The organism is Pseudomonas sp. MF08875 (assembly GCF_059862525.1).
On sequence record NZ_JCBCUW010000064.1, the window covers coordinates 1 to 26,562 of the forward strand.

At 61.8% G+C, this 26,562-nt stretch carries 21 protein-coding genes and 1 pseudogene; 12 read left to right on the forward strand and 10 right to left on the reverse strand.

Annotated features, from left to right (window positions below; all coding sequences use genetic code 11):
* From AC19YT_RS25380 to AC19YT_RS25395, 4 genes and pseudogenes are all read left to right on the forward strand, one after another.
* On the forward strand, positions 1-1,322 hold a 1,322-nt coding region (locus tag AC19YT_RS25380), incomplete at its 5' end, for a phospholipase D-like domain-containing protein (protein ID WP_500611229.1).
* Positions 1,319-2,458, forward strand: a complete 1,140-nt coding sequence (locus tag AC19YT_RS25385) for a T6SS immunity protein Tli4 family protein (protein ID WP_500611230.1) — start codon at positions 1,319-1,321, stop codon at positions 2,456-2,458. The genes AC19YT_RS25380 and AC19YT_RS25385, both read left to right, overlap by 4 nt.
* 38 nt (positions 2,459-2,496) lie before the next feature.
* Positions 2,497-2,874 (forward strand): hypothetical protein, encoded by a 378-nt coding sequence (locus AC19YT_RS25390; protein ID WP_500611231.1) that lies wholly within the window; start codon positions 2,497-2,499, stop codon positions 2,872-2,874.
* A gap of 145 nt (positions 2,875-3,019) precedes the next feature.
* Positions 3,020-3,095 (forward strand): annotated as a pseudogene (locus AC19YT_RS25395) (hypothetical protein); the annotation flags it as partial.
* A 298-nt stretch (positions 3,096-3,393) separates the two neighbouring features.
* On the opposite strand, the gene AC19YT_RS25400 reads toward AC19YT_RS25395, so the two are convergent.
* The 4 genes from AC19YT_RS25400 to AC19YT_RS25415 all read right to left on the reverse strand — a co-directional run bounded on the left by AC19YT_RS25400 (position 3,394) and on the right by AC19YT_RS25415 (position 8,476).
* Positions 3,394-4,788, reverse strand: coding sequence for an efflux transporter outer membrane subunit (locus tag AC19YT_RS25400; RefSeq protein ID WP_500611232.1), 1,395 nt, complete (start codon positions 4,786-4,788; stop codon positions 3,394-3,396).
* A gap of 7 nt (positions 4,789-4,795) precedes the next feature.
* A complete protein-coding gene (locus tag AC19YT_RS25405) occupies positions 4,796-6,763 on the reverse strand; it encodes a MacB family efflux pump subunit (protein WP_500611233.1) in 1,968 nt (655 codons plus the stop codon).
* Positions 6,764-7,936: an efflux RND transporter periplasmic adaptor subunit gene (locus AC19YT_RS25410; protein WP_095111004.1), complete on the reverse strand. Its 1,173-nt coding sequence runs from the start codon at positions 7,934-7,936 to the stop codon at positions 6,764-6,766. It lies immediately after the preceding gene.
* 306 nt (positions 7,937-8,242) lie between these two features.
* A complete protein-coding gene (locus tag AC19YT_RS25415) occupies positions 8,243-8,476 on the reverse strand; it encodes a hypothetical protein (RefSeq protein ID WP_500611234.1) in 234 nt (77 codons plus the stop codon).
* 12 nt (positions 8,477-8,488) lie between these two features.
* Here AC19YT_RS25415 and AC19YT_RS25420 point away from each other — a divergent pair, with 12 nt between their 5' ends.
* From AC19YT_RS25420 to AC19YT_RS25430, 3 genes are all read left to right on the forward strand, one after another.
* On the forward strand, positions 8,489-8,920 hold the full coding sequence (locus AC19YT_RS25420; protein WP_500600364.1) for a response regulator: 432 nt from the start codon (positions 8,489-8,491) through the stop codon (positions 8,918-8,920).
* Between the two features lie 207 nt (positions 8,921-9,127).
* Complete coding sequence (locus AC19YT_RS25425; RefSeq protein WP_095111003.1) at positions 9,128-9,754, forward strand: response regulator transcription factor; 627 nt, start codon at positions 9,128-9,130, stop codon at positions 9,752-9,754.
* Between the two features lie 3 nt (positions 9,755-9,757).
* A complete protein-coding gene (locus AC19YT_RS25430) occupies positions 9,758-12,994 on the forward strand; it encodes a transporter substrate-binding domain-containing protein (RefSeq protein ID WP_500611235.1) in 3,237 nt (1,078 codons plus the stop codon).
* A gap of 69 nt (positions 12,995-13,063) precedes the next feature.
* Here the strand turns inward: AC19YT_RS25430 and AC19YT_RS25435 are convergent, their stop codons facing one another.
* A complete protein-coding gene (locus tag AC19YT_RS25435; protein ID WP_500600383.1) occupies positions 13,064-13,972 on the reverse strand; it encodes a LysR family transcriptional regulator in 909 nt (302 codons plus the stop codon).
* 105 nt (positions 13,973-14,077) lie between these two features.
* Between AC19YT_RS25435 and AC19YT_RS25440 the strand changes: the two genes are divergently transcribed.
* The 4 genes from AC19YT_RS25440 (at position 14,078) to AC19YT_RS25455 (ending at position 17,953) form a co-directional block, all read left to right on the forward strand.
* Positions 14,078-14,944, forward strand: coding sequence for a pirin family protein (locus AC19YT_RS25440; protein ID WP_500611236.1), 867 nt, complete (start codon positions 14,078-14,080; stop codon positions 14,942-14,944).
* A 93-nt stretch (positions 14,945-15,037) separates the two neighbouring features.
* The gene (locus tag AC19YT_RS25445; RefSeq protein WP_095110999.1) at positions 15,038-15,724 is read left to right on the forward strand and encodes an isochorismatase family protein; all 687 of its coding nucleotides are present in this window, start codon (positions 15,038-15,040) and stop codon (positions 15,722-15,724) included.
* Between the two features lie 58 nt (positions 15,725-15,782).
* Positions 15,783-16,409, forward strand: coding sequence for an isochorismate family cysteine hydrolase YcaC (gene ycaC / locus AC19YT_RS25450; protein WP_095110998.1), 627 nt, complete (start codon positions 15,783-15,785; stop codon positions 16,407-16,409).
* A 101-nt stretch (positions 16,410-16,510) separates the two neighbouring features.
* Complete coding sequence (locus AC19YT_RS25455) at positions 16,511-17,953, forward strand: mechanosensitive ion channel domain-containing protein (RefSeq protein WP_500611237.1); 1,443 nt, start codon at positions 16,511-16,513, stop codon at positions 17,951-17,953.
* 256 nt (positions 17,954-18,209) lie between these two features.
* Here AC19YT_RS25455 and AC19YT_RS25460 read toward each other — a convergent pair whose 3' ends face one another.
* The gene (locus tag AC19YT_RS25460; protein WP_500611238.1) at positions 18,210-20,750 is read right to left on the reverse strand and encodes a putative mucin/carbohydrate-binding domain-containing protein; all 2,541 of its coding nucleotides are present in this window, start codon (positions 20,748-20,750) and stop codon (positions 18,210-18,212) included.
* 271 nt (positions 20,751-21,021) lie between these two features.
* Here AC19YT_RS25460 and AC19YT_RS25465 point away from each other — a divergent pair, with 271 nt between their 5' ends.
* On the forward strand, positions 21,022-21,465 hold the full coding sequence (locus tag AC19YT_RS25465) for a carboxymuconolactone decarboxylase family protein (protein WP_500599329.1): 444 nt from the start codon (positions 21,022-21,024) through the stop codon (positions 21,463-21,465).
* Positions 21,466-21,529: 64 nt separating this feature from the next.
* Here AC19YT_RS25465 and AC19YT_RS25470 read toward each other — a convergent pair whose 3' ends face one another.
* The 4 genes from AC19YT_RS25470 to AC19YT_RS25485 form a co-directional block, all read right to left on the reverse strand.
* On the reverse strand, positions 21,530-22,681 hold the full coding sequence (locus AC19YT_RS25470) for an MFS transporter (RefSeq protein WP_500599331.1): 1,152 nt from the start codon (positions 22,679-22,681) through the stop codon (positions 21,530-21,532).
* A gap of 334 nt (positions 22,682-23,015) precedes the next feature.
* On the reverse strand, positions 23,016-24,611 hold the full coding sequence (locus tag AC19YT_RS25475; RefSeq protein ID WP_500611239.1) for a glucan 1,4-alpha-maltotetraohydrolase domain-containing protein: 1,596 nt from the start codon (positions 24,609-24,611) through the stop codon (positions 23,016-23,018).
* A 250-nt stretch (positions 24,612-24,861) separates the two neighbouring features.
* Positions 24,862-26,103 (reverse strand): cytosine deaminase, encoded by a 1,242-nt coding sequence (codA, locus tag AC19YT_RS25480; RefSeq protein ID WP_095110993.1) that lies wholly within the window; start codon positions 26,101-26,103, stop codon positions 24,862-24,864.
* A 278-nt stretch (positions 26,104-26,381) separates the two neighbouring features.
* A partial coding sequence (locus AC19YT_RS25485; RefSeq protein ID WP_500611240.1) for a hypothetical protein occupies positions 26,382-26,562 on the reverse strand: 181 nt, incomplete at its 5' end.

Here is a 26,562-nt window from a genome sequence, read left to right on the forward strand (position 1 = left end):
CCAAGCACTACGTTTATATCGAACAGCAGTTTTTTGTCAGTGACTTTGGGCGGGAAGTGAAGGAAAAACCGCAGGAACCCTCTATCACCATCCAGAAAAGTGCAGGCATGGGGCCCAAATTAACCCGTGCCTTCCCGGGTGAAAGCCAGGGGAAAGTGGAAAACGTTATCAGCAAGCGCCTGATCCATCGCATCGGCAAGGCGATCATGACCAAAACCCTGTTTCACGCTTATATCGTGCTGCCGGTTCATCCTGAAGGGGGCGGGCTAGACAACCCGGCCATCGTTACCCAAGTGCACTTTACGCAACAGACCATTGCCTTTGGTGAACAAAGTCTGCTGAACGGAATTAAAGCGTATTTAAAACTAGGGCGCCTGTATGAGGCGGACCGAATCACACAATCAGAGTGTGCCGCCGTGATGGAAAGGACGGTTGCGGATATTCAACAACTCGTCGGCAAAAAAGATTTTGAGGAGGTACCCGACGCAACCGATGAAGAGTGCTTTGAATACGTCACCCTGCTGAATTTGCGCAATTGGACAAAGTTATACGACCGCTATGTGACTGAACAAATTTATGTCCATAGCAAATTGATGATTGTCGATGACCGCTACGCGCTGATTGGCAGCGCCAATATCAACGACCGTAGTTTGCTGGGTGGCCGCGATTCGGAACTGGCGGTATTGGTGATGGACTTGGAGGTGGAGCGCAAAGACTTTCTGGGTAATGGCCACCCTCAACCGACACGGACCTTTGCTCATGAGTTGCGCAAGGGCGTGTGGAACAAGTTATTTGGCATCAGCAGCGGTGTACGCCCGGCTGATGAGTTGAAGGAAGCTATTGAAAAACCTGGGCATCCGGATAGTTGGAAGGCGATACAGGCGGTGGCCAAGCGTAATGCTGAGCATTATGAGGCGGTTTTTAAATTTATTCCGAGAAATAATTATTCTGGTAAGGGTGGCAGCTATTACCCAGCCTCCATCTGGCCTGTAATTAACACAGGCCTGGATCAAAAAACTGTTGGGCGCTCCGCAATTGAGTTGAATAAAGCAAAAAAAGATCTGATGCCCTTTGAACCTGAATTTTGGAACGCTGCGCAATATGACGTTGACATCCTCCCACGACTGAACGAGATATCCGGCTTCATCACCGCCTACCCGATAACGTGGACAAAATATGAGAATAACAATATGAAGTTCCACCATGCCTTGATGACTCAAACTACCCCTGCGGAGTCCGTAACCAGCGAATCATTGGATATTCAGCAGACTGAAAAGCAAATCGCATCACTTTCAAAAAATAATTCGGAGTTCCGCGGATGAAGCTTGTCAAAAAAATATTAATGGCCTGTTTATTAGGAAACATTTCCTTTGCGCTTCAAGCAAAGACGCAAGCGATTCCTGGGGATTGGAAGACTGAGTGCGTAGGGTATTTTCAAGTAAGTGTTCCCGGCGAGATAGACGTAGGGATCGCTAGAGGCGGCCCAGATCCAAGTAAATTACGCCACGCACTCGATGCAGGTAGATATGAATTTTATGAGGACTCAAATTACTTGGGGGGATGGATTCATACGTCTTCACAGCTCCCAGAAAGCAGTTTTTTAAAAATCAAAGAGCAAAAAGAAAACCTAATGGAGGATTTGAAACTACGCATGAAAACCGACCCCTCCATAAATATATTGGAATACAGCAACAGTGATTCAATTAATTACTTTTATAAGAGCGGCAAATATAACATCGGCGCTGTATTTATCTATGAGTCCGGACGCATTTACGCGTACCAAAAACCCATAGAGGAAAGCGAGCCTGACGAAGCAAAGGCCAGATCCGACTACATGTACGTATTGCGAAACTTTCGCGCGCGGGCTCTTTATGAATTGCCTACAGAGCAGGGGGTTTGCGTGCCCTACGGTTTCGTCAAGGACGACCGTCCACAGAAACGCAGCATGGGCACTATCATGCGCCTGAAAGATCATCCTGACGTAAAAATCCTTTTCCGCGATCAAAGCGCACTATTCAATGAAAACTTTAAAAAAGAAGAAAATGCCTCTGTAGAACAAGAACTCCGCGCATTTTGGGAACGTCCCGATTGGGGCGGTGTGAAATACCAAGCACTCGGCTTTCGTAAATTCCCCTCAGTCCAAATCGGTGGCTATAAAGGTCAATCCACTTTTGTCGAAATAACCCGCCCCACACGTTCCTCAAAATACGAATGCTCATGGGACGACCAATACTTCTCCAAAGCCGAAAAGAAGGCCGCCGGGTGTTTACCGCAGACACTGGACTACGGCTATATCGCCTACGTCAAAGGCGACCCTGACGCCAAGGAAGACACTCCCAACTTGCTGCTCTACGTAATGCAAAACTCCGAGGATGCACCCGACGGCAAACCGACTATTGGCAAAGATGAACTAAAGAAAATGGCCGACACCATCGCTGCGTCAATCAAGCGCCGTTAAGTGAGACACCGCAGCGTGCTACTGCAGAAGACGCCCCCGTGCGCATAAGCGCCTTCAAGCCAGCGCTGCGGGCATGGACGTTTCGCGCCTGCCCTGATTTTGGCGAGGACGTGAAAGGAGATCCGCTGGACCCCTCTATCACCATCCAGAAAGGTGCAGGCATGGGGCTCAAATTAACCCGTGCCTTCCCGGGTGAAAGCCAGGGGAAAGTGGAAAACGTTATCAGCAAGCGCCTGATCCATCGCATCGGCAAGGCGATCATGACCAAAACCCTATTTCACGCTTACATCGTGCTGCCGGTTCATCCTGAAGGGAGCGGGCTGGATAGCCCGGCCATCGTTACCCAAGTGCACTTTCGTCACGCCTCCGAAGATAAGGAACTACGGCGTTTTTTTGCGTTATCAACAAACGGTTGATAAACGCCGTGCAATACGAGCGCCCGCGCATTACCCCAACGCACCTGTCGGCTTCTCCCGTGGCGCCGCCGAGGCGCGGGTGTTTTGCAATTGGGTGCAAAGGTTCTGCGGTGGGGTGATTGGTGAAGCCAAGGTGAACCTGCGTTTTCTTGGCCTGTTCGATACCGTGGCTTCCGTGGGCCTGGCCGACTCAGCAGCCTGCTGTCGCAGGTCACCTTGAATGATATGTACGAGCAAGCCCCTACAGCTGAAAGCCGCATGCACACGCAGATGCAGCATTACTGGCGTTGGCGGGCGAGCAAGCGCACTGAGGTGCAGTGCAAGGCTTTGCACAGTTGGGCCAACACCAATGAGCAAGTGTGTTTGACGAGGACCATGACGCCTTGGCGCTGATCGATGTCGCCGCGCAGCACCTGGAGGCGCTGGGCGGGGCGTTTGCCCGGTGGCTTGCGCCGTTGCGTTGAGGTTGCTGTGTCGAGGGGCGCAGGCGCACGCGAGGGCGAAGCCGCCGACAAGTGGCTACAGGTTCGTGTCGTACTTGCGCCAGCCCCCGCCTAACGCTTTGTACAGGGCGATGCTGGCCTGCATCCGTTGCAGGCGCAGTTGCACGTTGAAGTCCTGGGCGCTGTAGAGGGTGCGTTGGGCGTCGAGGACGCTCAGCAGGTCTTCGGCGCCGGCCTGGTAGCGGCTTTGCGCGATGCGAAACGCGGTTTGGGCCTGGCGCAGTTCTTCTTCCTGCCATTGGCGTTGCTGGTCGAGGCCGTCGATGCTGTTGAGGGCTTTTTCGACGTCGGCCAGGCCGTTGATGATCGCGCCGCGATAGCTTTGCAGCAGTTCGTCCTGCACGGCACTGGCGCGGTCGCGTTCGGCGCGCAGGCGGCCGTTGTTGAACACCGGCGCGACCAGGCCCGAGGTCAGGCTGTAGAGCGGGTTACGCAGGGTGTCGGCGGCGTGGTCGGCCGAGGAGCCCAGGCTGGCGCCCAGGGTCAGTTTGGGCAGCAGCGCGGCGCGGGCCACGCGCACGTCGCCCTGGGCGGCGGCGAGCAAGGCTTCGGCGCGGGCGATGTCGGGGCGGCGGGTGAGCAGGTCGCTGGGCATGCCGGCGTCGATGCCCGGCCAGCTCAGGTGGGCGAAGGTTTCGCTGTCTGCGCCCAGGCTTTGCACGGGTTGGCCCAGCAGCGCGGCGAGGGTGATGCGGGCGTCTTCGGCCTGTTGGTGCAACTGCGGCAGTTGCCGCTGCTGGGCAGCCACCAAGCTGTTTTGCTGGGCCAGTTCCAGGGCGGTGGCCGAGCCTGAGTTGTAGCGGGTTTGCACCAGGTTGAGGACGCTGTGCGCATTGGCCAGGTTCAGCGCGGCGATCTGCTGTTGCTCCCGCGCCGCGAGGACTTGGGCATAGCGGTCGGCGACGCTGGAAAGCAGGGTCAGCTCGACGGTGGCGTGGTCGAACTCGCTGGCCTGCACGCGGCTCAGGGCGCTGTCGCGGGCCGCGGCGTTAGCGCCCCAGAAATCCACCTCGTAGCTGGCGCTGAGGTTGGCGCTGAAACTGTTGGCACTGGCGCTGCGGCTGTCATCGCCACGGTTGCCGTGGATCAGTTTGCTGCGCCCGGCCTTGAGGTCGGCGTCCAGTTGCGGCAGCAGCGCGGCGCCGGCGATCACCGCTTGCGCCTGGGCCTGGCGCACCCGCGCCTTGGCGGCGGCGACGTCGTAGCTGCCCTGTTGCGCCTGTGCGATCAATTGGTTGAGCCGGGGGCTGGAGAACCCTTGCCACCATTGGCGGTTGTCCTGGCTGCTGGCCTGGGCCGTGGCCGATTGCCAAGCGTGCGGGGTCGGCAGGCCGCTGCCCGGGCGTGGCGCCGGGTGGGTGCAGGCGCCGAGCAGCAGGGCGGCGGCGAGGAGCGTGAGGTGCGCTTTCATCGGGAACTCATTCACTGGTAAGGGCCGTGACCGGGTCGAGCCGGGCCGCTTTGCGCGCTGGCATAAAGCCGAACACCACGCCGGTTATCAGGGCGCAACTGAAGGCGCCGAGCACGGCGGGCAGGGAGAAGGCCACCGCCACTTCGGCCAGCACCAGGGCACCGCCGATCAGCAGCGCCAGGGCGATGCCGGTGAGGCCGCCGACCACCGAGAGCATCACCGCTTCGGTGAGAAACTGGCGCAGGATGTCGCGCTGGCGCGCGCCGGTGGCCATGCGGATGCCGATCTCGCGGGTGCGTTCGCGCACGGTCATGAGCATGATGTTCATCACGCCGATGCCGCCCACCAGCAGGGAAATCGCCGCAATGGAACCGAGCATCAGCGACAGGGTGTTTTGCGTGCGCGCTTCGGCCTGGATCATGGCGGCGTTGTTGGTTAACTCGTAGTCGCGCTTGCCGTTGTGCATGCGCAGCATCACCTGGTCGATGGCGGCTTCGGCTTCCTTGACCTTGCGCGCGTCGGCGGCGGCGATCACCACGTACTCCGGGTTCTGGGTGCCGAACAAGCGGATACTGGCGGCGGAGTAGGGCACGGCGATGCGGTCGTCGGCGTCCTGCTCGCCGGAGCTGGCGCCTTTTTCCGCGAGCACGCCGACCACTTGGAAGGGTACGTTTTCGATCAGGATGTACTGGCCGATGGGGTCGGCGATGCCCTTGAGCAGTTTGTCCCGCACTTTTTTGCCGATCACGGCGACGGCGGCGGCGCGGTCTTCGTCGGCCTGAGTGAAGTAGCTGCCTTGCACCACCGGCCAGTTGAAGATGGCCGGGAAGTGGGTGTCGTTGCCGCCCACGTAGCTGGTGTGGTCGACATTGCCGTAGCGCACGCCGGCTTCGGCGCCGTTGACCGGCATTATCATGTTGACCTGGGGCAGGGCCTTGAGCGCGGCGACGTCGTTGAGGCTGACGATGCCGGCGGGCGTGCGCGGGTTGGGCGACAGGCCACTGAGGTAAATGATGTTGGAGCCGAAGGCGCCCATCTGCGCCATCACCTGGCGTTTGCTGCCTTCGCCCACAGCGAGCATGACCACCACCGAGGCGACGCCAATGACAATGCCCAGCAGGGTCAGGGCGGTGCGAAAGCGGTTGATCCACATCACCCGCCATGCGGCTTGCACGGCGTCGAGCAGTTCGCCTTTCCAGGCGCCGTTGGCTTCGCTGCCTTCGCTCAGGCGTTTGCGCAGGTCCACTGCTTGCAGTGCGCCACGGTTGACGGGAGTGGGCGGTTGGTCGGCGGCGCTGTCGCTGATAATCAGACCGTCGCGGATTTCGATGATGCGCTTGGCCCGGGCCGCGACTTCGCGGTCGTGGGTGATGAGGATGACCACGTGGCCCTGGCTCGCCAGTTCGTCCAGCAGGCGCATGACCTCGGCGCCGCTGTGGCTGTCGAGGGCGCCGGTGGGTTCGTCGGCGAGGATGATGTGGCCGCCGTTCATCAGCGCCCGGGCGATGGACACCCGTTGCTGCTGGCCGCCGGATAACTGGTGCGGGCGGTTGCCGGTGCGCGTGGCCAGGCCCAGGCGTTCGAGCAGGGTGCTGGCGCGGGCGTGGCGTTCGGCGGCGGGTGTGCCGGCGTAGATGGCCGGCATTTCGACGTTCTCCTGGGCCGAGGCCGAGGGGATCAGGTGATAGCCCTGGAACACGAAGCCGAAGGCCTCGCGGCGCAGCCAGGCGAGTTCGTCGCTGCTCAGGTGGGCCACGTTTTCCCCGGCGAAGCGGTACTCGCCCGAGGTGGGCCGGTCGAGGCAGCCGAGGATGTTCATCAGGGTGGATTTGCCGGAGCCGGAGGCGCCGACGATGGCGACGAATTCCCCGGCGTGGATGCGCATGTCGATGCCGCGCAGCACTTCGACCAGGGGCGTGTCGTTGCCGCCGTAGGCTTTGCGGATATCGCGCAGGTCGATCAGGGGCGTGTGCATTCAGCCTCCGCTGCCGGTAGCGGGGCCGATGAGAAGGTGTTCGCCTTCGTCCAGGCCTTCGCGGATTTCCACCCGCAGGCGATCGCTGATGCCGGTGCGCACCGGGCGGGTCTGCACCTGGCCGTTGGCGGCGACGACCCGGGCGCTTTGGCGGTCGCTGCCGGGCAGGCTGTCCAGGGCCGCAATCGGTGCGGTGAGGACGTTGTGGGCGCGGCTGGCGACGAAGAATACCTGGGTGGTCATTTGCGCCATCAGCGCGTTGTCGCCGTTGTCCACGTCCAGCAGCACGGTGTAGAGCACCACGCGGCCACTGCCGCTTTTGCTGCTGCTGTTGGGGCTGCCGCCGCCCTGGCCGGTCTGGTCCAGGGGCATGGGCGGTACCGGCAGCACTTGGCGCACGGTACTGGTCCAGCGCCGCGTGCCGCCGCTGAGGGTGGTGAAGTAGGCGTGCATACCGGGTTTGACGTGGCCGATGTCGGCCTCCGAGACCTCGGCCCACACGGTCATCGGCGACAGCTTGGCGATGCGCAGGATCAACGGCGTCTGCTGCTGGGCGTTGAGGGTCTGGCCGGCGCGGGCGTCCAGGGCCACCACCGTGCCGGCCATCGGCGCGTAGATGCGCGTGTAGCCCAGCTCGGCTTCGTCGCTGCGCAGGCTGGCCTGGGCCTGGCGGATCTGCGCGCGGAACATGTCGATGCGCGCCTGGGTGGCCTTGAGTTCGGCGCGGGCGGTTTGCACGTCTTCTTCGCGGGTGGCGCCGCCGGCGGCGAGGTGTTGCTGGCGCTGGTATTTCTGTTTGGCCAGTTCGTTCTGCGCCTGTTGTTCCTGCAACTGGGCTTGCAGGTTTTGCACGGAGAAGCGGCTGGCGTCGAGTTTGGCCTGTTGGGTGGCGGGGTCGATTTCCACCAGCAATTGGCCTTGCTCGACCGCATCGCCGACGTCGACATGGATCTTTTTGATCTGCCCCGAGGCTTGGGCGCCGACGTCCACGTAGCGCCGTGGTTGCAGGGTGCCTAGGGCGGTGACGCTGTTTTCCAGGTCGCCGCGGGTGACCTGCACGGTGCTCAGTTTGTCTCGCCCCGGTGGTAGCAAGGCCCAGGTGGCAGCGGCGATGGCGGGGATCAGCAGGAGCGTGGCGAGCAGGGCGTGGCGGGTGCGTCGATGGCGTTTCATGCAGGGTTCCAGCCAGAGAGAGTCAACCCGTTGCCGCTCTTTGCCCGCCATGACACCCGCGTGGGCGCGGTTGAGGGCAACCGGCGCCGCAGCTGTCAGTACGACGAGAGAACACAGCGGGAATTGAAGGGGGGCGCAACCGTCCGTGGCCGACTTTCTCAGGGTATTGGCAGGGGGAAGGCTGACAGCGCTTTAAATCTACATGAGAATCACTATAAATTAGAAGCCACTAAACTGCCATCCTCGATCCGTTGTTTCGGTCAGGCTTCCCGTTGGTAAACGAGTATCGCGAGCGGCTGCGCTTGCTCAATGCCTGGCCGCGCCATCTGCCGGCAGCTTGGTGGTCAATCTATCGTCAACGCTATGAAACATTGGCGCGCGCGCCTGCGAATGCACGGGCAGCGCGGCTGAGCTGAAGATCGGCATGGGATTGTTCCTGTCGATTTTTTGGAATACTCCTACATCAAACGGGTTTTCTCTCGCATAGCCTTCGGGTTCTCTGCGGCGGGCCATCATGGCCTTGCCAAAATGCCACCCCATGGTTACTCGAAGATGTTGAATAAAGCGTTACGCATTCTGATCGCCGATGAGCAGCATTTTCATCGCATGCAAATGGAGCGCTCGCTCAATTACCTGGGATATTTCCGCATTGCCCCTGTGCACTCGGTTCAGGAACTGCTGACGCTGGTGGAGTATGGGGGCGAGCCGTTCGACTTGGTGCTTGTCAGCGCGACATTGAGCGTCGACTTCGATCCGCTGGCCTTGTGCGCAGACAACCCGCAAGTCCGCCATGCCTGCATCTACCATGACCGCCACGGGCGCTTCGCCCAGGTCGGTTCGCTGTTGCGCAGCCGGGTGCAGGTCAGCAGTGCCCGGCGTCCTGAACTCGAGGCCCTGCAAAGCCTGATGCGGCGGGTCGACCCAGCAGCGTTCGTCGAGCAGTGGCCCGACGCGGCCATACCCCGGCGCACCGCATCGCGGTGATCCCTTCTTTTGTAATCCCCACCCTTAATTGATGCGCAGCCCTTGCCGGGCGGGCGTCAGGGCAGGATGACCACTCGTCTGAACTGGTACTTCTGACAGGTAGGCGAGCCCCGATTCCTGGTGTATGAGTGATGGGGCAGCCCCGGTGCCGCAGCGGGTGGTCGCGGCTTAGGTGCAGGTACCCGGTGTTTGTTTTTAGGAGTTCACATGAAGAAAGCACTGGTCGTTGACGATCACCCGGTCATTCGCGCAGCAGTCAAGATGCTGCTGCAACGCCATGGGTTCGAGGTGGTCCTTGAGGCCGGCAACGGTGCCGAGGCGCTGACCTTGGCCCGCGAGGAGCGCCCCGAGCTGGTCGTGCTCGATATCGCGATGCCCAAGCTTGATGGGCTGGGCCTGTTGCAACGCCTCCAGGCACTGGAGCTACCGAGCCGGGCGTTGGTGTACACCGCCCACGATCCGACCTTTTATTCCTCGCGCTGCATGCGCAACGGTGCCTTGGGCTACATCGCCAAGACCCATGACTTGGTGGAGCTGGACAAGGCCATCAGCGCGATCATGGCCGGCTACACCTTCTTTCCCCGCTTGCCCAGCAGCTCGGTGCACATAGGCCAGGTGCAGCATTCGGAGCATGAGTTGATCGAGCAGTTGTCGGACCGCGAACTGGCGATCCTGCAACGCCTGGCCCAAGGCATGAACAACAAGGACATCGCTGAAACTCTGCTGCTGAGCCCCAAGACGGTCAGTACCTACAAACATCGCCTGACCGAAAAGCTCAAGGTGGAGTCGTTGGTCCACTTGCGCGATTTCGCCAGGCGTAATGACCTCATCTAGGTGATGCGCCCGGTGCGTTGTGCACTGCTGGCCCTGATGCTGCTAGGGGCTGTGATGCCTGGCCTGGCGACGGCGGCCGAGCCGCAGTCGCTGCACTTGCTGGGCCGCTCCATGGTCCAGGACTACCGGGTCGACCTGGACGCCGCCGACCGCCGCTGGCTACGGGAAAAGGGCGTGCTGCGCTTGGGGGCTTCGGCGCCGGACTACCCACCCTTTGACCTGACCCTCAACCAGCACGACTACGAAGGCCTGAGCGCCGACTACGCCGACCTGCTGGCGCAGTTACTCAATATCCCCATCGAGGTGCAGCGCTATGAGTCCCGCGACGCGGTCATCGCGGCCCTCAAGCGCGGCGACGTGGATTTGCTCGGCACGGCCAACGGTTTTGAGGCCGCCGATCCGCAGTTGTGCATGTCCAACACCTACGCCGATGACGCGCCGACCCTGGTCACCCGCCAGGGCGATACCCGCGAGCTGCCGGCTAACCTGGCGGGCAAGCGCGTGGCGATGCTCGACCATTACCTGCCGCACCAGGCCGTGCGCGACTTCTATCCCCTGGCCAGCTTGCAACTGTACCCCTCGACCCTGAGCGCCATCGGCGCCGTGGCGTTCGGCCAGGCCGATGTTTATTTGGGCGACTCCATCAGCGCCAATTACCTGATAAACAACAACTACCTGAACAACGTGCAGCTGGCGGATTTCTCGCGCCTGGAAAGCAACCCCTTCGCCTTTGCCATGGCCCGCGACAACACGCGCCTGCAAGGCATTGTCAATGCGGCCCTGCGGGCCATTTCCCCGGGCGAGCGCATGACCATCCTGCGCCGCTGGAGCGGTGGCGGTACCAGTTTCACCGCGCGCCAGGGCTTGCAGTTCAGCACCAGCGAACAACGCTGGCTGGCCCAGCACCCCAAGATCCGCGTGGCGGTCATCGACGACTTCCTGCCCTTGTCGTTCATCGATGAAAAAGGGGAGTTTCGCGGCCTCAGCGCCCAGGTGCTGGCGCGAATCAGCCTGCGCACCGGGCTCAAATTCGAAGTGGTAAGGGGTCGCTCCCTGGGGGCGCAAATCCAGCAGATCAAGGACGGCGCGGTGGACCTGATGGCCGTCATCACCCCCAGCCTGGAGCGCGGCGCCGATTTGCGCTTCACCCGCCCGTACCTGATTAACCCCTTTGTGCTGGTGTCTCCCGACAAGCCCGGCAGCCCCCAAACCCTGGATGACATGGCCGGTAAGCGCCTGGCGATGGTGCCGGGCAATGGCTTTACCGAACTGATCGAAGCGGGTGCGCCAGGCATTGAGTTGATTGACGCGCAGAGCCCGGCCGAGGCCATGGAGCAAGTGGCCAGCGGGCGCGCCGACGCCGCGCTCAACTCGCTCATCACCGCACGCTACATGATCTCGGGGCGCTATCGCGAACGCCTGCATATCACCAGCACCGTGGGCACGGAACCGGCGCGGGTGACCTTCGCCACCGCGCGTTCGGCCATTGAGTTGCACTCGATCCTGAACAAGGCCCTGCTGAGCATTCCTCCCGAGGAAATGGACGAATTGACCAGCCGCTGGCGCAACGAAGTCACGGTGCAAGACAGCTATTGGCTGCGCAACCGCACGGCGATCTTCCAGGGTTTTACCGTGGCTGCGATCTTGTTGCTGCTGGCGTTGGGCTGGATCGCCTACCAGCGCCACCTGATCCGCAAGCGCCAGCAACTGTTGCAGCAACTGCAACAGGCCAAGGAAGCCGCCGACGATGCGAACCGTGCCAAGACCGTGTTCCTGGCCACCATGAGCCATGAAATTCGCACGCCGATGAATGCCTTGATTGGCATGCTGGAGCTGGCGGCGAAAAAAGCCGAGCAGGGCCAGAGCGATGGCTTTGCCATTGAAGTGGCGTCGGGCGCCGCCCATGACTTGCTCGATTTGATCGGCGACATTCTGGATGTGGCGCGCATCGAATCGGGGCACCTGACCCTCACCCCCGAACGCGCCAACCTGCGCCAATTGGTGGAGGCCGTGGCCCGGGTGTTCGAGGGCCTGGCGCGGGACAAACACCTGCGCCTGGTGCTGGACATCGACCCGCGCAGCGACCGCGAAGTGCTGATCGACCCGCTGCGGTTCAAGCAGGTCGTGTCCAACCTGCTGAGCAACGCCATCAAGTTCACCCACAGCGGCGAGGTGCGCCTGAGCACCCGCATCGAGCCGACCGCGAGCCCCGACCACGTGGCTATTGCCCTGCGGGTGGAGGACACCGGGGTGGGCATCAGCGCTCAGGACCAGCAGCGGCTGTTCAGCCCGTTCACCCAGGCCGGCAACCACACACAGTCGGCTCGCAGCGGCTCGGGCCTGGGCCTGGTGATAAGCCGTTCGCTGTGCGAAATGATGGGCGGGCGCCTGCAATTGCACAGTGTCGTGGGCAAGGGCACGCGCATCGATGTCAGCCTCGACGTGCCGGCCTTGCAACCCTTGGACGAAACACCGCCAGCGGTCGTTGAGCCAGCAGCGGCGGGACCGTCCCTGAGCATCCTGGTGGTGGACGACTACCCGGCCAATCGCCTGCTGCTGTCACGTCAGTTGGCCTACCTGGGCCATCGCGTGATGCTCGCCGAGGACGGCGAGCAGGGCCTGGAACTGTGGCGCGCGCACCCCTTCGATGTCGTGATTACCGATTGCCATATGCCGCAGATGGATGGCTACGACCTGACCCGCGCCTTGCGCCACGAAGAGCAGGCCCGGGGCCGGGCGCCGGGGCTGATCTTCGGCTTCACCGCCAATGCCCAGGCTCAGGAAAAAATCCGCTGTATGGAGGCAGGCATGGACGATTGTCTGTTCAAGCCCATCCTCCTGGCAGACCTGCGCGTGCGCCTGGCGCGGGTGTCGGTGGAGGCGGCGGTGGCGGAGCCCGAGCCCGAAGAGGCGCCGGAAATTGACCTGTCGAGCCTGGAGCAGTATGTCGGCGCCGACCGCAGCCTGATCGAACACTTGCTCGATGACCTAGGGTCGAGCAACCGCCAGGACCTGCTGAACCTGGGCACCCTCTACGCGGCGCGCGACCTGCTGGGCCTGCGGGAGCTGGCCCACCGCATCAAGGGCGGTGCGCGTATCGTCAAGGCGCGGCGGCTGATGGCCTGCTGCGAACAACTGGAAGCCACCGCCACCCAGGACAACCCCGCTCTGGCCCTGGCGGTGGCTGACCTGCAACAGGCCATGGCGCGCCTGGATCGCTACCTCCAAGCCCAGGCGTGAGGTCAATTCTTCAAGTGGGAGCGAGCCATTCGCCGCCAGCGCTGGCACGCCAGGCTCCTGCCAGCGTATTTAAGCAATATCGGCATGGGTGAACTCTTCGCCGAGAAAGTCGATCAGGCTACGCACCGACGGCAGCAGGCCACGGCGCGAAGGGAAGATCGCATGGACGATGCCGCACTTGGGCGCCCAGCCCGGCACCAGTTGCACCAGGGTGCCGGCCGCGAGGTCGTCGCGCACCACCACCTGGGGCAAATGGACGATGCCGATGCCCGCTAGCACGGCGGTGCGCAGGGCGATCAGGTCGTCGGTGACCAGGCGTGGGTGATGGCGAATCACCGCGCTGGCGTCCTGCGGGCCGTAGAGTTCCCAGTGGTATTCCCGTTGCGCGGCGCCCCAGTGCAGGCTCGGCAGGCCGCTAAGGTCGGCAGGGGAGGCGGGCGACGACAGTTGCTCCAGAAACAGGGGGCTGCCCACCAGGCATTGGGTGCTGTTGCCCAGCACTTTCATCACCATGTCAGTGCTGTCCAGGGGCGGGAAACGCACCCGCAGGGCGATGTCGAAGCCCTCGTGGAGCAAGTCCACGCGGCGGTTGGTGCTCTCGATGAATACCTCCACCCGCGGGTACTTGACCATGTAGCGGCTGAGCATCGGCCCCACCCAGGTGTTGAGCAGTGCCGTGGGGCAGCTGATGCGCACCAGGCCCTGGGGTTCGGCGCGGTTGCGTTCGATCACCTCGGCGGCGGCTTCGGCTTCCACGCGCATGGCCAGGCAACGCTGGTAGTAAGCCTGGCCGATTTCCGTCAGCGAACAATGCCGGCTGTTGCGGTGGATCAGGCGCACCCCCAGGCGTTCTTCAAGCTGGGCGATGCGTCGGCTGAGCTTGGACTTGGGCATGTCCAGCGCCCGTCCGGCGGCGGCGAAGCCACCGTGTTCGACCACTTCGGTGAAGTAGTAGAGGGTGTTGAGGTCTTCCACCATCGTTCTCCAAATAGAACGCTAAGAGTGATTTTCGCAGTCTAGCGCAGCAAAGGTGACGCAATTAACCTTTGTCCATCGCGTCACTCACCCCTTTTTGGAGGCACCATGAAAAACATCATCGGTATCTACACCAGCCCACGAGGCCATTGGGTGGGCGATGGTTTCCCGGTTCGTACCCTGTTTTCCTACGACAACCTGGGCAAGCACATCAGCCCATTCCTGCTGCTGGACCACGCCGGCCCAGCCGAATTCACCCCCACCAGCCAGCGCCGTGGCGTCGGCCAACACCCGCACCGCGGTTTTGAAACCGTGACCATCGTCTACAAAGGCGAAGTGGAGCACCGCGACTCCACCGGCGCCGGCGGCATCATTGGCCCGGGCGATGTGCAGTGGATGACTGCCGCGTCAGGGATCCTGCACGAGGAATTCCATTCCGAAGCCTTCGCTCAACGCGGCGGCACCCTGGAAATGGTGCAGTTGTGGGTCAACCTGCCGGCCACGGACAAAATGGCCGAGCCCGGCTACCAGACCATTCTTGACGGCGACATTCCCACCCTTGCCCTCAAGGACGGTGCCGGCAGCCTGCGTTTGATCGCCGGTGAGTTCGACGGCCGCACCGGGCCGGCGCGCACCTTCACCCCAATCGATGTTTGGGACCTGCGCCTCACTGCCGGCAAAGCGGTCACCCTGGACCTGCACGAAGGGCGCAATACCGCGTTGGTGGTGCTGCGCGGCACGGTGCAGGTCAATGGCCTGGAGTTAGTGCGCGAAGGCCAGTTGGCCCTGTTCGAGCGCGTCGGCGACCAGTTGGCCCTGGAGGCCAGCAGCGATGCGGTGGTGCTGTTGCTCAGCGGCGAGCCGATCGACGAACCCATCGTCGGCCACGGCCCGTTCGTGATGAACAGAGAGGCAGAAATCCACCAGGCTTTCGCCGACTTCCAATCCGGCCGTTTTGGCCAGATGCACCCCTAAGCGCAACCCCGCAACCCCGCAACCCTGCTCAGGATCGGCAGGCCATGACACCGGCCAGGGACGGCTGTTGCCCACAGAAAAGAGGAAACGCTGATGAACACCACGACCCACGCGGCCAATTTCAACGGCCTCAAGCCCACCATCGACCCCAACGACACGGCGATGCTGCTGATCGACCACCAGAGTGGCCTGTTCCAGATCGTCAAGGACATGGACGTACCGCAACTGCGCGCCAACGCCATCGCACTGGCCAAGGCCGCCACCTTGTTGAAGATGCCGGTCATCACCACCGCTTCGGTGCCCCAGGGGCCGAACGGGCCGCTGATCCCCGAGATCCACCAAGAGGCGCCCCACGCCCAATACGTGGCGCGCAAAGGTGAAATCAACGCCTGGGACAACCCCCAGTTCCACGCGGCGGTCAAGGCCACCGGCAAGAAAACCCTGGTGATCGCCGGCACCCTGACCAGCGTGTGCCTGGCGTTTCCCGCCATTGCCGCCGTGCATGAAGGCTACAAGGTGTTCGCCGTGGTCGATGCCTCGGGCAACCATTCCACCTTGGCCACCGATCTGACCATCGCCCGTTTGGCCCAGGCCGGGGTGGTGCCGATCGACATCATGGCTACGCTCTCTGAGCTGCAAGGTTCGTGGAACCGCCCCGATGCGCAGGCATGGGCCGCGGTCTATGCCCAGGCCATGCCGCACTACCAGTTGCTGATCGAGAGCTACCTCAAGGCCCAGCAAGTGGCCACCGATCACGAAGTGCTGGACTCCCAGCGCTGATCCAGACACCCCGGTGCCGGCATGCCGCCGGTACTTTTACCTCGCGAGGACTACTGCAATGACTACCTCTTACAAGCGCCTGGACAAAGACAACGCCGCCGTTCTGTTGGTGGACCATCAAGCCGGCCTGCTGTCGCTGGTACGGGACATCGACCCGGACCGTTTCAAGAACAACGTCCTGGCCCTGGCCGACCTGGCCAAGTACTTCAAACTGCCGACCATCCTCACCACCAGTTTCGAGACCGGCCCCAACGGCCCCCTGGTGCCCGAGCTCAAGGCTCTGTTCCCGGATGCGCCGTACATCGCCCGCCCGGGCCAGATCAACGCCTGGGACAACGAGGATTTCGTCAAGGCGATCAAGGCCACCGGCAAGAAGCAACTGATTATCGCGGGCGTGGTGACCGAGGTCTGCGTGGCGTTCCCGGCCCTGTCGGCCCTGGCCGAAGGCTTTGAGGTGTTCGTGGTCACCGACGCTTCGGGCACGTTCAACGAACTGACCCGCCAATCGGCCTGGGACCGCATGTCGTCCTCCGGCGCGCAACTGATGACCTGGTTTGGCCTGGCGTGCGAACTGCACCGCGACTGGCGCAACGATGTGGAAGGCCTGGGCACCCTGTTCTCCAACCACATCCCCGACTACCGCAACCTGATGACCAGCTACAACACCCTGACCAACGGCAAGTAAACGCCCCACGTGTGGGAGCGGGCGAGCCCACTCCCACACGGCTCTGGGGTTGCTCGCCAATGTGTGCGATCTTCGCGTCATTGCCGCCCTGGAGCCGTTTGATGCCTGCCTTGCTCACCGATCACCCGCTGCTAATCGCCTTGTGCCTGATCCTGGTCGACCTGCTGTTGTGGCGGTTGATTTCCGCCGGGGGTAGCCAGTGGAAACTGGCGGTGCGCCTGGGGATTTTCGCCTTGTTCAGCGTCCTACTGTTCAACGAAGGCCTGAGCCCCATGCAACCGGCGCCCAGGGCCGATAACGTGGCCTTGCACGTGGCCGCCACTGGGCTGCTGATTGGCTGGTGGCTGTACGGTGCCCGCACCCTCACCGTGTTGCTCGGCGCCCTGATGTTGCAGCGCGTCGGCCACACCGGGCGCTTGCTCCAGGATTTGCTCGGCGCGGTGATATTCCTGATTGCCATCATCGCCGCCATGGCCTACGTGCTCGACCTGCCGGTCAAAGGCGTGCTGGCCACCTCGGGCGCGGTGGCGATCATCGTCGGCCTGGCGCTGCAAAGCACCCTCAGTGACGTGTTCTCCGGCATCGTGCTCAACACCACCAAGCCCTACCAAATCGATGACTGGATCTCCATCGACGGCACCGAAGGCCGGGTCGTGGACATCGATTGGCGCGCCACGCGCCTGCAAACCGCCCAGGGCAGCATGGCGGTGATCCCCAACTCCCTGGCCGCCAAGGCCAAGATCATCAACTTCAGCCGCCCCAGCGACGTGCATGGCCTGTCCATCAGCCTGCAAGTGAGCCCCCACGCGCGCCCGCAAACGGTAATCGAAGCCCTCGAACGGGCGATGCAGGGGTGCCGCCAGTTACTCGGCAAACCGGCGCCCAGCGTCGCCCTCAAAAGCGCCAGCAGCAGTGGCATGGAGTACGAGATCAGCGGCTTTGTCGCCGCCATGGGGCAAAAGCGCGAGGTGCGCAACCTGCTCTTTGACCTGGCCTACCGGCATTTGCAGGCCAGCGGCGTGAGCCTCTTGTCCACCGAGGCGGACGCGCCTGCGCCGGGCCTGTCGCGGCCACGGCAACTGCTGGAACGCTCGAACATTTTCTCCACCCTGCGCCAGGATGAAAAAGACACCTTCAGCCAGAACATGGCCCTGCACACCTTCCGCGCCGGCGATACGATCCTGCCCAGCGGCGAGGTCAGCGACCACTTGTTCATCATCGAGTCGGGCGTGGTCTCGGTGGTGCTGCGCCGCGACGGCACCCCGTTCGAGGCCGGGCGCATGGGCCCGGGGGAGGTGATCGGCGAAGCCGGCATCCTCGACGGCGAAGGCGTGCCCGCCGACTTCATCGCCATGACCTTCTGCACCCTCTACCGCATCGAAAAGGCCTACCTCAAACCCTGCCTCGACGCCCGCCGCGACATCGGCGAAGCCATGCAAGCGATGCTCGACCACCGTTTGCACAGCGCCCAGGCCCTGATTAAAGAAGTGCCCAAGGCTGCACCGCGCAAGGGCTTTATGCAGTGGCTGCGCACGCGCGGTTGAACCGTGCCGCGCCTTACCTGTGGGAGGGGGCGAAGCCCTGCGGTGCTGTGTGGGGTTTGCACGACAAAGGGGCGCGGGTCGCTGCCCTTGGCGGTGGTGATGAGGTCCTGCAACCTGATGCGGCGCTCTACCGACGAAAACGCGATGTTCAGTGCGCCGGCCTTGTGGAGCAGCACTTGGCTGCCGTCCGCCAGTTGCAGGGTTTTATGCTCGCCCTGGGTACAGCCCATGGCCCTGCTGAACCCCTACTAACGCTTCAAAGTTGAAGTTTTCCGTCCCCCATGGCGCGGACAGTATGGATTTGCTTGACCGCAAATTGGACTTGAGTGTCGGTATTTATCAACTCGCTACGGGTCGGCTCCAAGTGCAGAACACTCACCGTGTATCCCTTTTGGAAGGGGAGGGTGACATTAACCGCTTGTGGGAGAGCGTCGCCGCGCAACTCCTGACAATGCAGAACTTCCCCTTTTTCGGTGCGCACCCATACCGCTATATAGATCGCTATCAAATAAGAATGTGGCGCGCGCGCTATTGTTTCAATACTGATCGTCTCGGCATTGGTGTCGATACTGATATTTACTGATGTGTAATTGCCGAGGCCCGGTTGTCGCCAGGTGAAATAACCGCCCGGAACTACTGGGCCGCCGGTGTCTGCGTAGGAAGGCCATAAGTCAGCGTATTGTTCAAGTAACGACAAACGTTCGGATGTGGTGAATGTATCGATTGCGGTATAGAGATCATCTCTCACGGGCAGGTCAAGATGCAGCAGTAAGTGTGAGGCCTGGCGCAGGCTATTGGCGGTTTTTTCAATTTCGGCTTTGAGGTTATCCCCAGGGTCATTGTTCAGGCTGGTGTTGCGCAGCCCTTGTTGTGTGATTTCGAATACATTGGTCGGCAATTGTTTATTGATGATGGGGTGTACTGTGGGCGTACTGACCAACCGTGTTGGTTCTTGATGAAAAAGAGTAACTTTATATCCGGAGCCAATGGCAATTTCGTCGCTGGAGATAACCGTATCAATGCCGGGCATATCTTTGTGAAAGAGGAGGAAGTCGTTTCTGTCCTGCACGGTGATTGCCGCGTAAATAGTGTTGTGTGCATAAGGGTGTGGCCTGGAACTGATGACATTGATTTTCAGGCTTGACGATTGCATATCGAACTCTAATGAGGCGAATTCTCCGGAAAGCCCCCTCAGGGATATTCGCTGTGATGCCAGTGACGGCGAAAAGTAGTATTGGTACTCCAGCGTCACAGGGTTATCCGCAAGGGCTTGGACCTCGATATGGTTGCAAGTGGCTATACGCCGGGCGTGAGGTGCAGAGGGATGCAGGAGTGTATAGACGCCTATGGGGAAATTATTGAGATGGATCTCAGGTGACGTGATCGTTTGCAAGCGTGAAATGTTGCTGCCGTCTTTTATCAGCAGCACTTTGCCTTGGCTTTCCTTGAAACTCTGGGCATTCATGGTGAGCTTCAGGCTGCCTTTGAGGTCGGTGGTTTTCAACTGGCGGCTATCGACCAGGGAAAGGGGCGTTTTAAGGCGCAGGGTCTGCTGGATCTGCCGCAGGCTGGCCGCAGGGACCAGGCGATAAAGCGGCCAGGCAGGTATCAGGTTGTTGTAGAGGTTGGTGTTGCGCAGGCGGTAGGACAGTGGCGCCTGTACAAATGCCATGAAGGGGCCGATATCCACGTTTGCCCGTGTAGCACAAATGCGTGCGATGACATCCATCATGGGGTGATCTGCCAGTTTGAAGTCGTCTTTGGAAACGAGGCGACGATATTCCTGGTTGAACAAACTGATAACGTGCTCCCCCGCCTTGTCGAAGATGAATAGGAAGAAAAACAACCGCTCCCAATGGTGCCATGTCGTGATGGGCGTATTGCTGTCTAAGCGGTTTTGCAATTCAACGAAGGTGCGTTCCGAGTTTCCACCGTACATCCAGCCTCGTTCATAAATTTCATTGCCCATCATTTTATGCTGGTAATACGCGGCGTAGACGTTGTTCCAGACTTCGCCACTGGGAACCGTGGTGTTTTGCATAAAGACACCTTGGTAGCCGTGGGCTATTTCATGCAGGGCGCACCAGTTGTCCGGGCGCACGTCCAGGCCGCAGGTGGCTATTGAAGGGCTGACTTGCGCTATCCAGCTGTGACCATAATAGGCCCCCCCGCCACCGCCTTTATCCGCCTTTATAAAGTAACGGTTGGGGATGTTTCTGTCGGTGCGCACGGTGGTGGTAAAGGATATTCCAGCCAGTGAGTTGAAGTACTCGAAAACGCTGGTGTAGAACGTCTCCAAACTGTCGAGCCCACAGGTTTGGTGCAGTTCTTTGGTTTTCTGTTTATCGAAGGCCGGTACGAGTAAGTTGGCATAAGTGGTTTGGATAAGTGCAAATTCTGCGTCCTGTTCGTCCCAGGTTTGGAAGAAAGCCTGGGCATTGCCTTGTGGGGTGTAGATTGGCAGCGGTTTTTCGCGGGTAACGGTGTATTCAATCTCGGCTGTAATTGCGCTATAGGGCGTCTGGATAAAAACAACGGCCGGGTGAGTGGCGGTAAATGTGGTCCACTGGCTGGTAATAACGACGCTACTCTCGGTGCGTCTGTCATCATTAAAGAAGTTGAGTATCAGGTCGGTATCAATGGGGCTTGAGCGCCGCACGTTGATACTTTCCCCCGCGGGCAGAATGAACCCCAAGGCCTGCCGATCATGGAACGTGCCTTTTCTCAAGTCAGCTGCCAATAACCAGACGGGGTTTTCCAGGGTGTAAGGCGTGAAGCGTTTAATGGGGTTGTTCATTATGTCTGCCTATTGTGTGATAGGGCTTGGGGTACATAACGTTGTAAAGCGCAAGTGAGGGAATGGCTACTGTCATAATTGACAGTTTTTTAGAGGCTCTTTGCTGGTTTTACATCGGGGTTATTCACTCGCGGTCTATGGTGTTGGTTTTTTTGGAGGTTTTTACCCCGCGGCGCACATTGGCTCCCTCATCTTCCCCCGCATTGGCTATTTGTGCCGGGCCGCCAGGGGGCTAACGTAGCGCCTCCCCATCCTCAACGGAGCCACCCACATGCAACCGCGTATCGATTTCTACACCGCATCCCCCAATGCCCTCAAAGCTATGCTGGCCCTGGAAACCGCGGTGTCGAAACTGCCTCTGGAAAAAAACCTGCTGGAGCTGATCCGCCTGCGGGTGTCGCAGATCAACGGCTGCGCCTTTTGCGTGGACATGCACGCCGCCGATGCTCGCAAGGATGGCGAAACCGAGCGACGCCTATACGCCGTGGCGGTGTGGCGCGAAGCGCCGTTCTTCACCGCCCGCGAGCGCGCCGCCCTGGCCTGGGCCGAATCGGTGACCCTGATTAGCCAGACCCACGCCCCGGAGGCCGACTACGAGCAACTGAGCGCCGAATTCAGCCCCGCCGAGATGGTCGACCTGACCGTGGCCATCGCCACCATCAACAGCTGGAATCGCCTGGCCGTCGGTTTTCGCAAACTGCCCCAGGAGGATTGAGGTGCTAGCCCGGCCGCCCTAGCACGGGCAAGCCTGCTGGCTACAAAGGGACGCACACGGGGCCTCAGGCCTTGAGGATTTTGCCGCTGATGGCCACGCCCAGTAGCGCCACGGCGATCAGGCCGAAGGCCAGGCTCAGGCTGCTGGCGTGGGCGACGAAGCCGATCAGCGCCGGGCCGGCGAGGATGCCGGCGTAGCCCAGGGTGGTGATGGCCGGTACGGCGATGCTCTCGGGCATGAGGGTTTGCTTGCCCACCGCGGTGTACAGCACCGGCACGATGTTCGAGCACCCGGCGCCCACCAGTGCATAGCCCACCAATGCCGCTTCCCAGGACGGCGCCAGGGTGGCCAGCAACAGGCCCGCGGCGGCGGTCAACCCGCCCAGCACAATCACCCGGGTGGTGCCGAGGCGGCGCACGATGGCATCGCCGGTCAGGCGCCCCACGGTCATGGTCAGGGCAAACGCCGCATAGCCAAGGCCGGCATAAGCGGCGTCCAGGTTGCGCTCGGCGGTGAGGAACACCGCACTCCAGTCCAGCACCGCGCCTTCGGCCAAAAACACCACAAAGCACAGGCAACCGATAAACAGCACCACGCCATGGGGGATGGCGAAGGCCGGGCCGCTGCTTTGACTGCCATAGGCCAGCATGTGCGGGCCGGCCTTGAGCAAGGCCAGCAGGATCAGGGCCACCACCACCCACATCGCCCCCAGCGGCGTCATGCCTAGGCCCAGCAAGGCACTGACCCCGGCCGCGCCGACGATCCCGCCCAGGCTGAACATGCCGTGGAAGCCCGACATCATGGTCTTGCCGCTGGCGCGTTCGACGATCACCGCTTGCAGGTTGACGGTGGAGTCCACGCAACCGAGCCCGGCGCCGAACACAAACAGCGTCGCGATCAGCAACGGCAGCGAAGTCACTGTGGCCAATAACGGTAACGCCAGGCAGATCAGCAAGGTGCCGCCGACCATCACCCGCCGGCAGCCATAGCGCGAAGCCAGCGCACCGGACACGGGCATGGCGATGATCGAACCTACCCCCAGGCACAGCAGCAATAACCCCAGGGTGCCTTCATCCAGGGCCGCGCGGGCCTTGGCGTAGGGCACCAACGGCGCCCAGGCAGCGATGCCGAAACCGGCGATGAGATAGGCGAGGCGAGTGGACATTTGCTCCAGGCGCCCGGGGATCACCGGGGCTGGGGTGCTGATGGCGGTCATGAAAATCCTTGGCATTGCGGGGTGGATTAAAGGCAGGGCGCCATCCTTGCACATCGATCCAACCGCCGCGAGGGCAAAGACCCTGCCTGTGGTGCCGCGCAGGTGGGTGGCCGCTCTATTGTGGAAGCGGGCGGTGGCGGGGGTCGAGTTGTGCAGATGCAGCGCCTGGGTTGGCCTCATTGTGGGCCGGCCCGCTCCCACAGTTGAACGGTGGTGGGGGTGGGGTTTTCATTTTCCTCTGCGGGAGCGAGCCTGCTCGCGAAGGCGGCACTGGGGGGCGGTGGCGAGTGGGAAGACAGTTGCTCCCACACAAGCCCGCCCCCTCAGAGGTTGTTTAGAAGCTCCCCACGCTTTCAGCCGTGGCTCCCGGCACGACGCGGTTGTTGGGGTCGCCTTGCCAGTACACCTCGTTGACGTTGCTCAGGCTGCGGATCAGGCATTTCCACTCGATGCTCTGTTGCGTCGCCAGGGTTACGGTGCCGCTCCAGCGGTTTTGTGTGCCCGGTTGCAGGGCGATGGCGTGGGCCGGGTCCCAGGCGCCCAGTGCCAACGGCGCGCCCACGGCAAACACCGCTTGCCCGGGGCCGGGGCGCACGTTGTCGCAGTGCAGGGTGGTGGCCGCGCCGGGGGTGGCCGGGGCGGCCAGCCACACGCGAATGCGCTGCCCGTCGGCGTCCAGTACCGGGGTAAAGCCCTCTGGCACTTTCGACAGGTCCGAGTCCAGGGCCAGCAGCACCTGCTGGCGGCTGCCCTCGGTGGCCGCCACCAGCCCGGAATACTGGGCCTGGAAGCGGATGGGCGAGTCGGCCTTGATGCCGGCGTCCTTGCGCAGCTTTATCAGTTTGCGGATCAGGTCACCGCGGCCCCAGTCGTACATGTCCGGCCAGTACACGGTGGGCGTGCCGGGGCTGAGCAGAATGTAGGTGTAGGCCAGGTTGCGCAGCAGGTCGGGCAATGCCCAATGGTGCTGGCCACCGTACTGGCCAGGGGAGTAGCCGGTGTCGTGGTTGTCGACGAAGGTCACTGCGGTTTGCCGCCACGCCGCCTCGGGGTTGCCGTTCAGGCCATGGCGCCAGTCGGCTACACCGCCATTTTGCAGGCGCTCCTTGAGGGCGAAATCGAACACCGCGCAGTGGGAGCGATCCGCCCAGTCCTTGAGGGCGTCCTGCCAACTGGCCTGGTTGCGCCAATCCGTGGCCGGGTATTCGCCGGGGCTTTTCCACAATTCGCCCACGCAAAACGCCTGGTCGTTGAAGTCCTTCATCCACAGGTCGACCCGTTCTGGCGTGTAGCCGCGTACGAAATCGAAACGCAGGCCCTTGGCTGCGTAGTTGTCGCGCAGGTTGCGAAATTCCTGCATGAAACGCGGCGAGACTTCGGGGCTCGCGGTGTTGAGGTCGGCAAGCCCGTTCATGAACGGGTCGCCTTCATCGCACTGTGCAGGCGCCGTGCAGTCGTCGCGCCACAGTTTGTAGCCCCGGGGCCAGCGCACCAGGGTGGCCGGGAGCTTGTCGTTCTTGTGGTTGGGCACCACGTCGTACACCGCTTGCACGCCGGCGCTGGTCAGGGCCGCGACCGCTTGTTTGAGTTGGGCGTCGGTGCCGTATTGGCTGTTTTTGTCGAAGTCGTGCCAGAAGTAGCCCTCACCGCCGCCCGAGGTGCCCTTGGCCGGGTCGCTCCAACTGGATTGGTCCGTCCAGGGCGGCGGCAGCCAGATTTTGCTGAAACCGTCCTGGCCAATCGCGGGTGCCATGCGTGTGAGCACCTCGTACCACTTTTGTGGGCTGTTGCGGCTGGAGTTCCAGTGAAAGCCTTGCAGGATGATGTCCTCGCCGCCGCCATTGCGCACGGAGGGGGCGGCAGCGTTGGCCAGGCTGGCCAGCAGGCAGGCCGCGGCTGCGGCTGCGTAGTAGAGCAATGAGCGTTTCATGTTGAGCCTCCCGTTAACCGGAACAGGCTTCACTCTGCGCCGGGGGTGGGGGCTTGTCTGCTGTCAGAAATGACAGGTAAAAGGGATCGTTTTGTGCTAATTCACCGCCTCAAAATAACCAAAGCCCACTGGACATGAGCATGGAGCAAGTGGGCTGGCCCGCGCTCGGTTGCACCGCGGCCGTAAAATCTTTCTGGGCGCTCCACCGCTGAGGGGCTGCTCTGCACCCCGGTGCGGGCCAGCTCGCCTGCTACCGTTGCGGCCACTCCAGTTCGGCCATGCGGCGTTTCATCAACACCCGGCCATGACGGATCGAGTACAGCGCCAGGCCCTGGCTGCGGATCATCTCGTAGTCGCTGTCGGCCGAGAGGATCAGCAGGTTGGCCGGGCGCCCGGGGTGCAGGCCATAGCCTTCGCCCAGGGCCATGGCCCGGGCGCTGTTGTCGGTAACCAGGTCCAGGGCGCTTTGCAGGTTGCGGTAGCCGAGCATGTGGCAAATGTGCAGCCCGGCCTCCAACACCCGCAGGATGTTGCCGTTGCCCAGGGGGTACCAGGGGTCGACGATGGAGTCCTGGCCAAAACATACGTTCATGCCCGCGTCGAGCAGCTCACTGACGCGGGTCACGCCCCGGCGCTTGGGAAAGCTGTCGAAGCGCCCCTGCAAGTGGATGCTCTCGGTGGGGCACGAGACGAAGCTGATGCCGGCATGGCCCAGCAGGCGGAACAGTTTGGCGCAGTAGGCATTGTCGTAGGAGCCCATGGCCGTGGTGTGGCTGGCCGTGACCCGTGCACCCATGCCACGGCTGCGGGCCTCTTCGGCCAGCACTTCGAGAAATCGCGAGTGCGGGTCGTCGGTTTCGTCGCAGTGCACATCCACCAGGCAGCCGCTGCGCTCGGCCAGGTCCATCAGAAACTTGATCGAACTCACGCCTTGCTCGCGGGTGTACTCGAAGTGGGGAATGCCACCCACCACATCCGCACCCAGGCGCACGGCTTCTTCCATCAGTTGCCGGCCATTGGGGTAAGACTCGATCCCCTCCTGCGGGAAGGCGACGATTTGCAGGTCCACTAGGTGCCGGCATTCCTCGCGCACCTGGAGCAAGGCCTTGAGGGCAGTCAGCGCCGGGTCGGTGACGTCCACATGGGTGCGCACATGCTGGATGCCGTGGGCGGCCAGGGCCTGGAGGGTTTTGTGGGCGCGGTTGCGGGTGTCGTCGAAGGTCAGGGTGGCCTTGCGCTCGCCCCAGCACTCGATGCCCTCGAACAGCGTGCCGCTCATGTTCCAACGCGGCTCGCCCGCCGTCAGCGTGGCATCGAGGTGGATATGGGGCTCGACAAAGGGCGGCACCACCAGGTTGCCGGCGGCGTCCAGGTCGTCGGGGCCGAGGGTCGGTGCTTCGGCCTGGCGGGCGATGCTGGCGATCAGGCCGTTTTCCAGGTGCAGTACGTGCAGGCCGTCGTGGTGGCGCAAGCGGGCGTTGATGATGAGCATGCGGGGGATTCTCGTGTTAAGGGGGAAAAGCCCTGTATGAAATGTATATGTGTTCGGTGATGTCGCGTAGAAAAAAAACAGCACTCGCAGTGCTCATTTAAAACCCATAAACGCGTGCTTGGCTCCGAGCACTGCTCGTCTATTGCGCAGTATCGGGCGGTTACTCTGGAGTAGTTCACATACCGCCTGTGGTATTCGCTAGCAGTGTTGTAGATGTACAAAGTTTAGTTGTAACTACGGAGGTAATATAAGTAGCAATTGTGCTTGTTTTGAAGGCATTAAATTGCCGGGGGTGTGGGTTTGTTAGTTGTATAGGGGGGCTGGATAAATGCTTGGCGGCCGCAAAAACTGAGTGCAACACCTGACCTTTCCGGTACGGTGCTGCCACTATGTCCTATCACGAACTCAGTATCCCCGAACGTGCGACCCTTCAACTCGGCCTTGCCCAAGGTTTCAGCC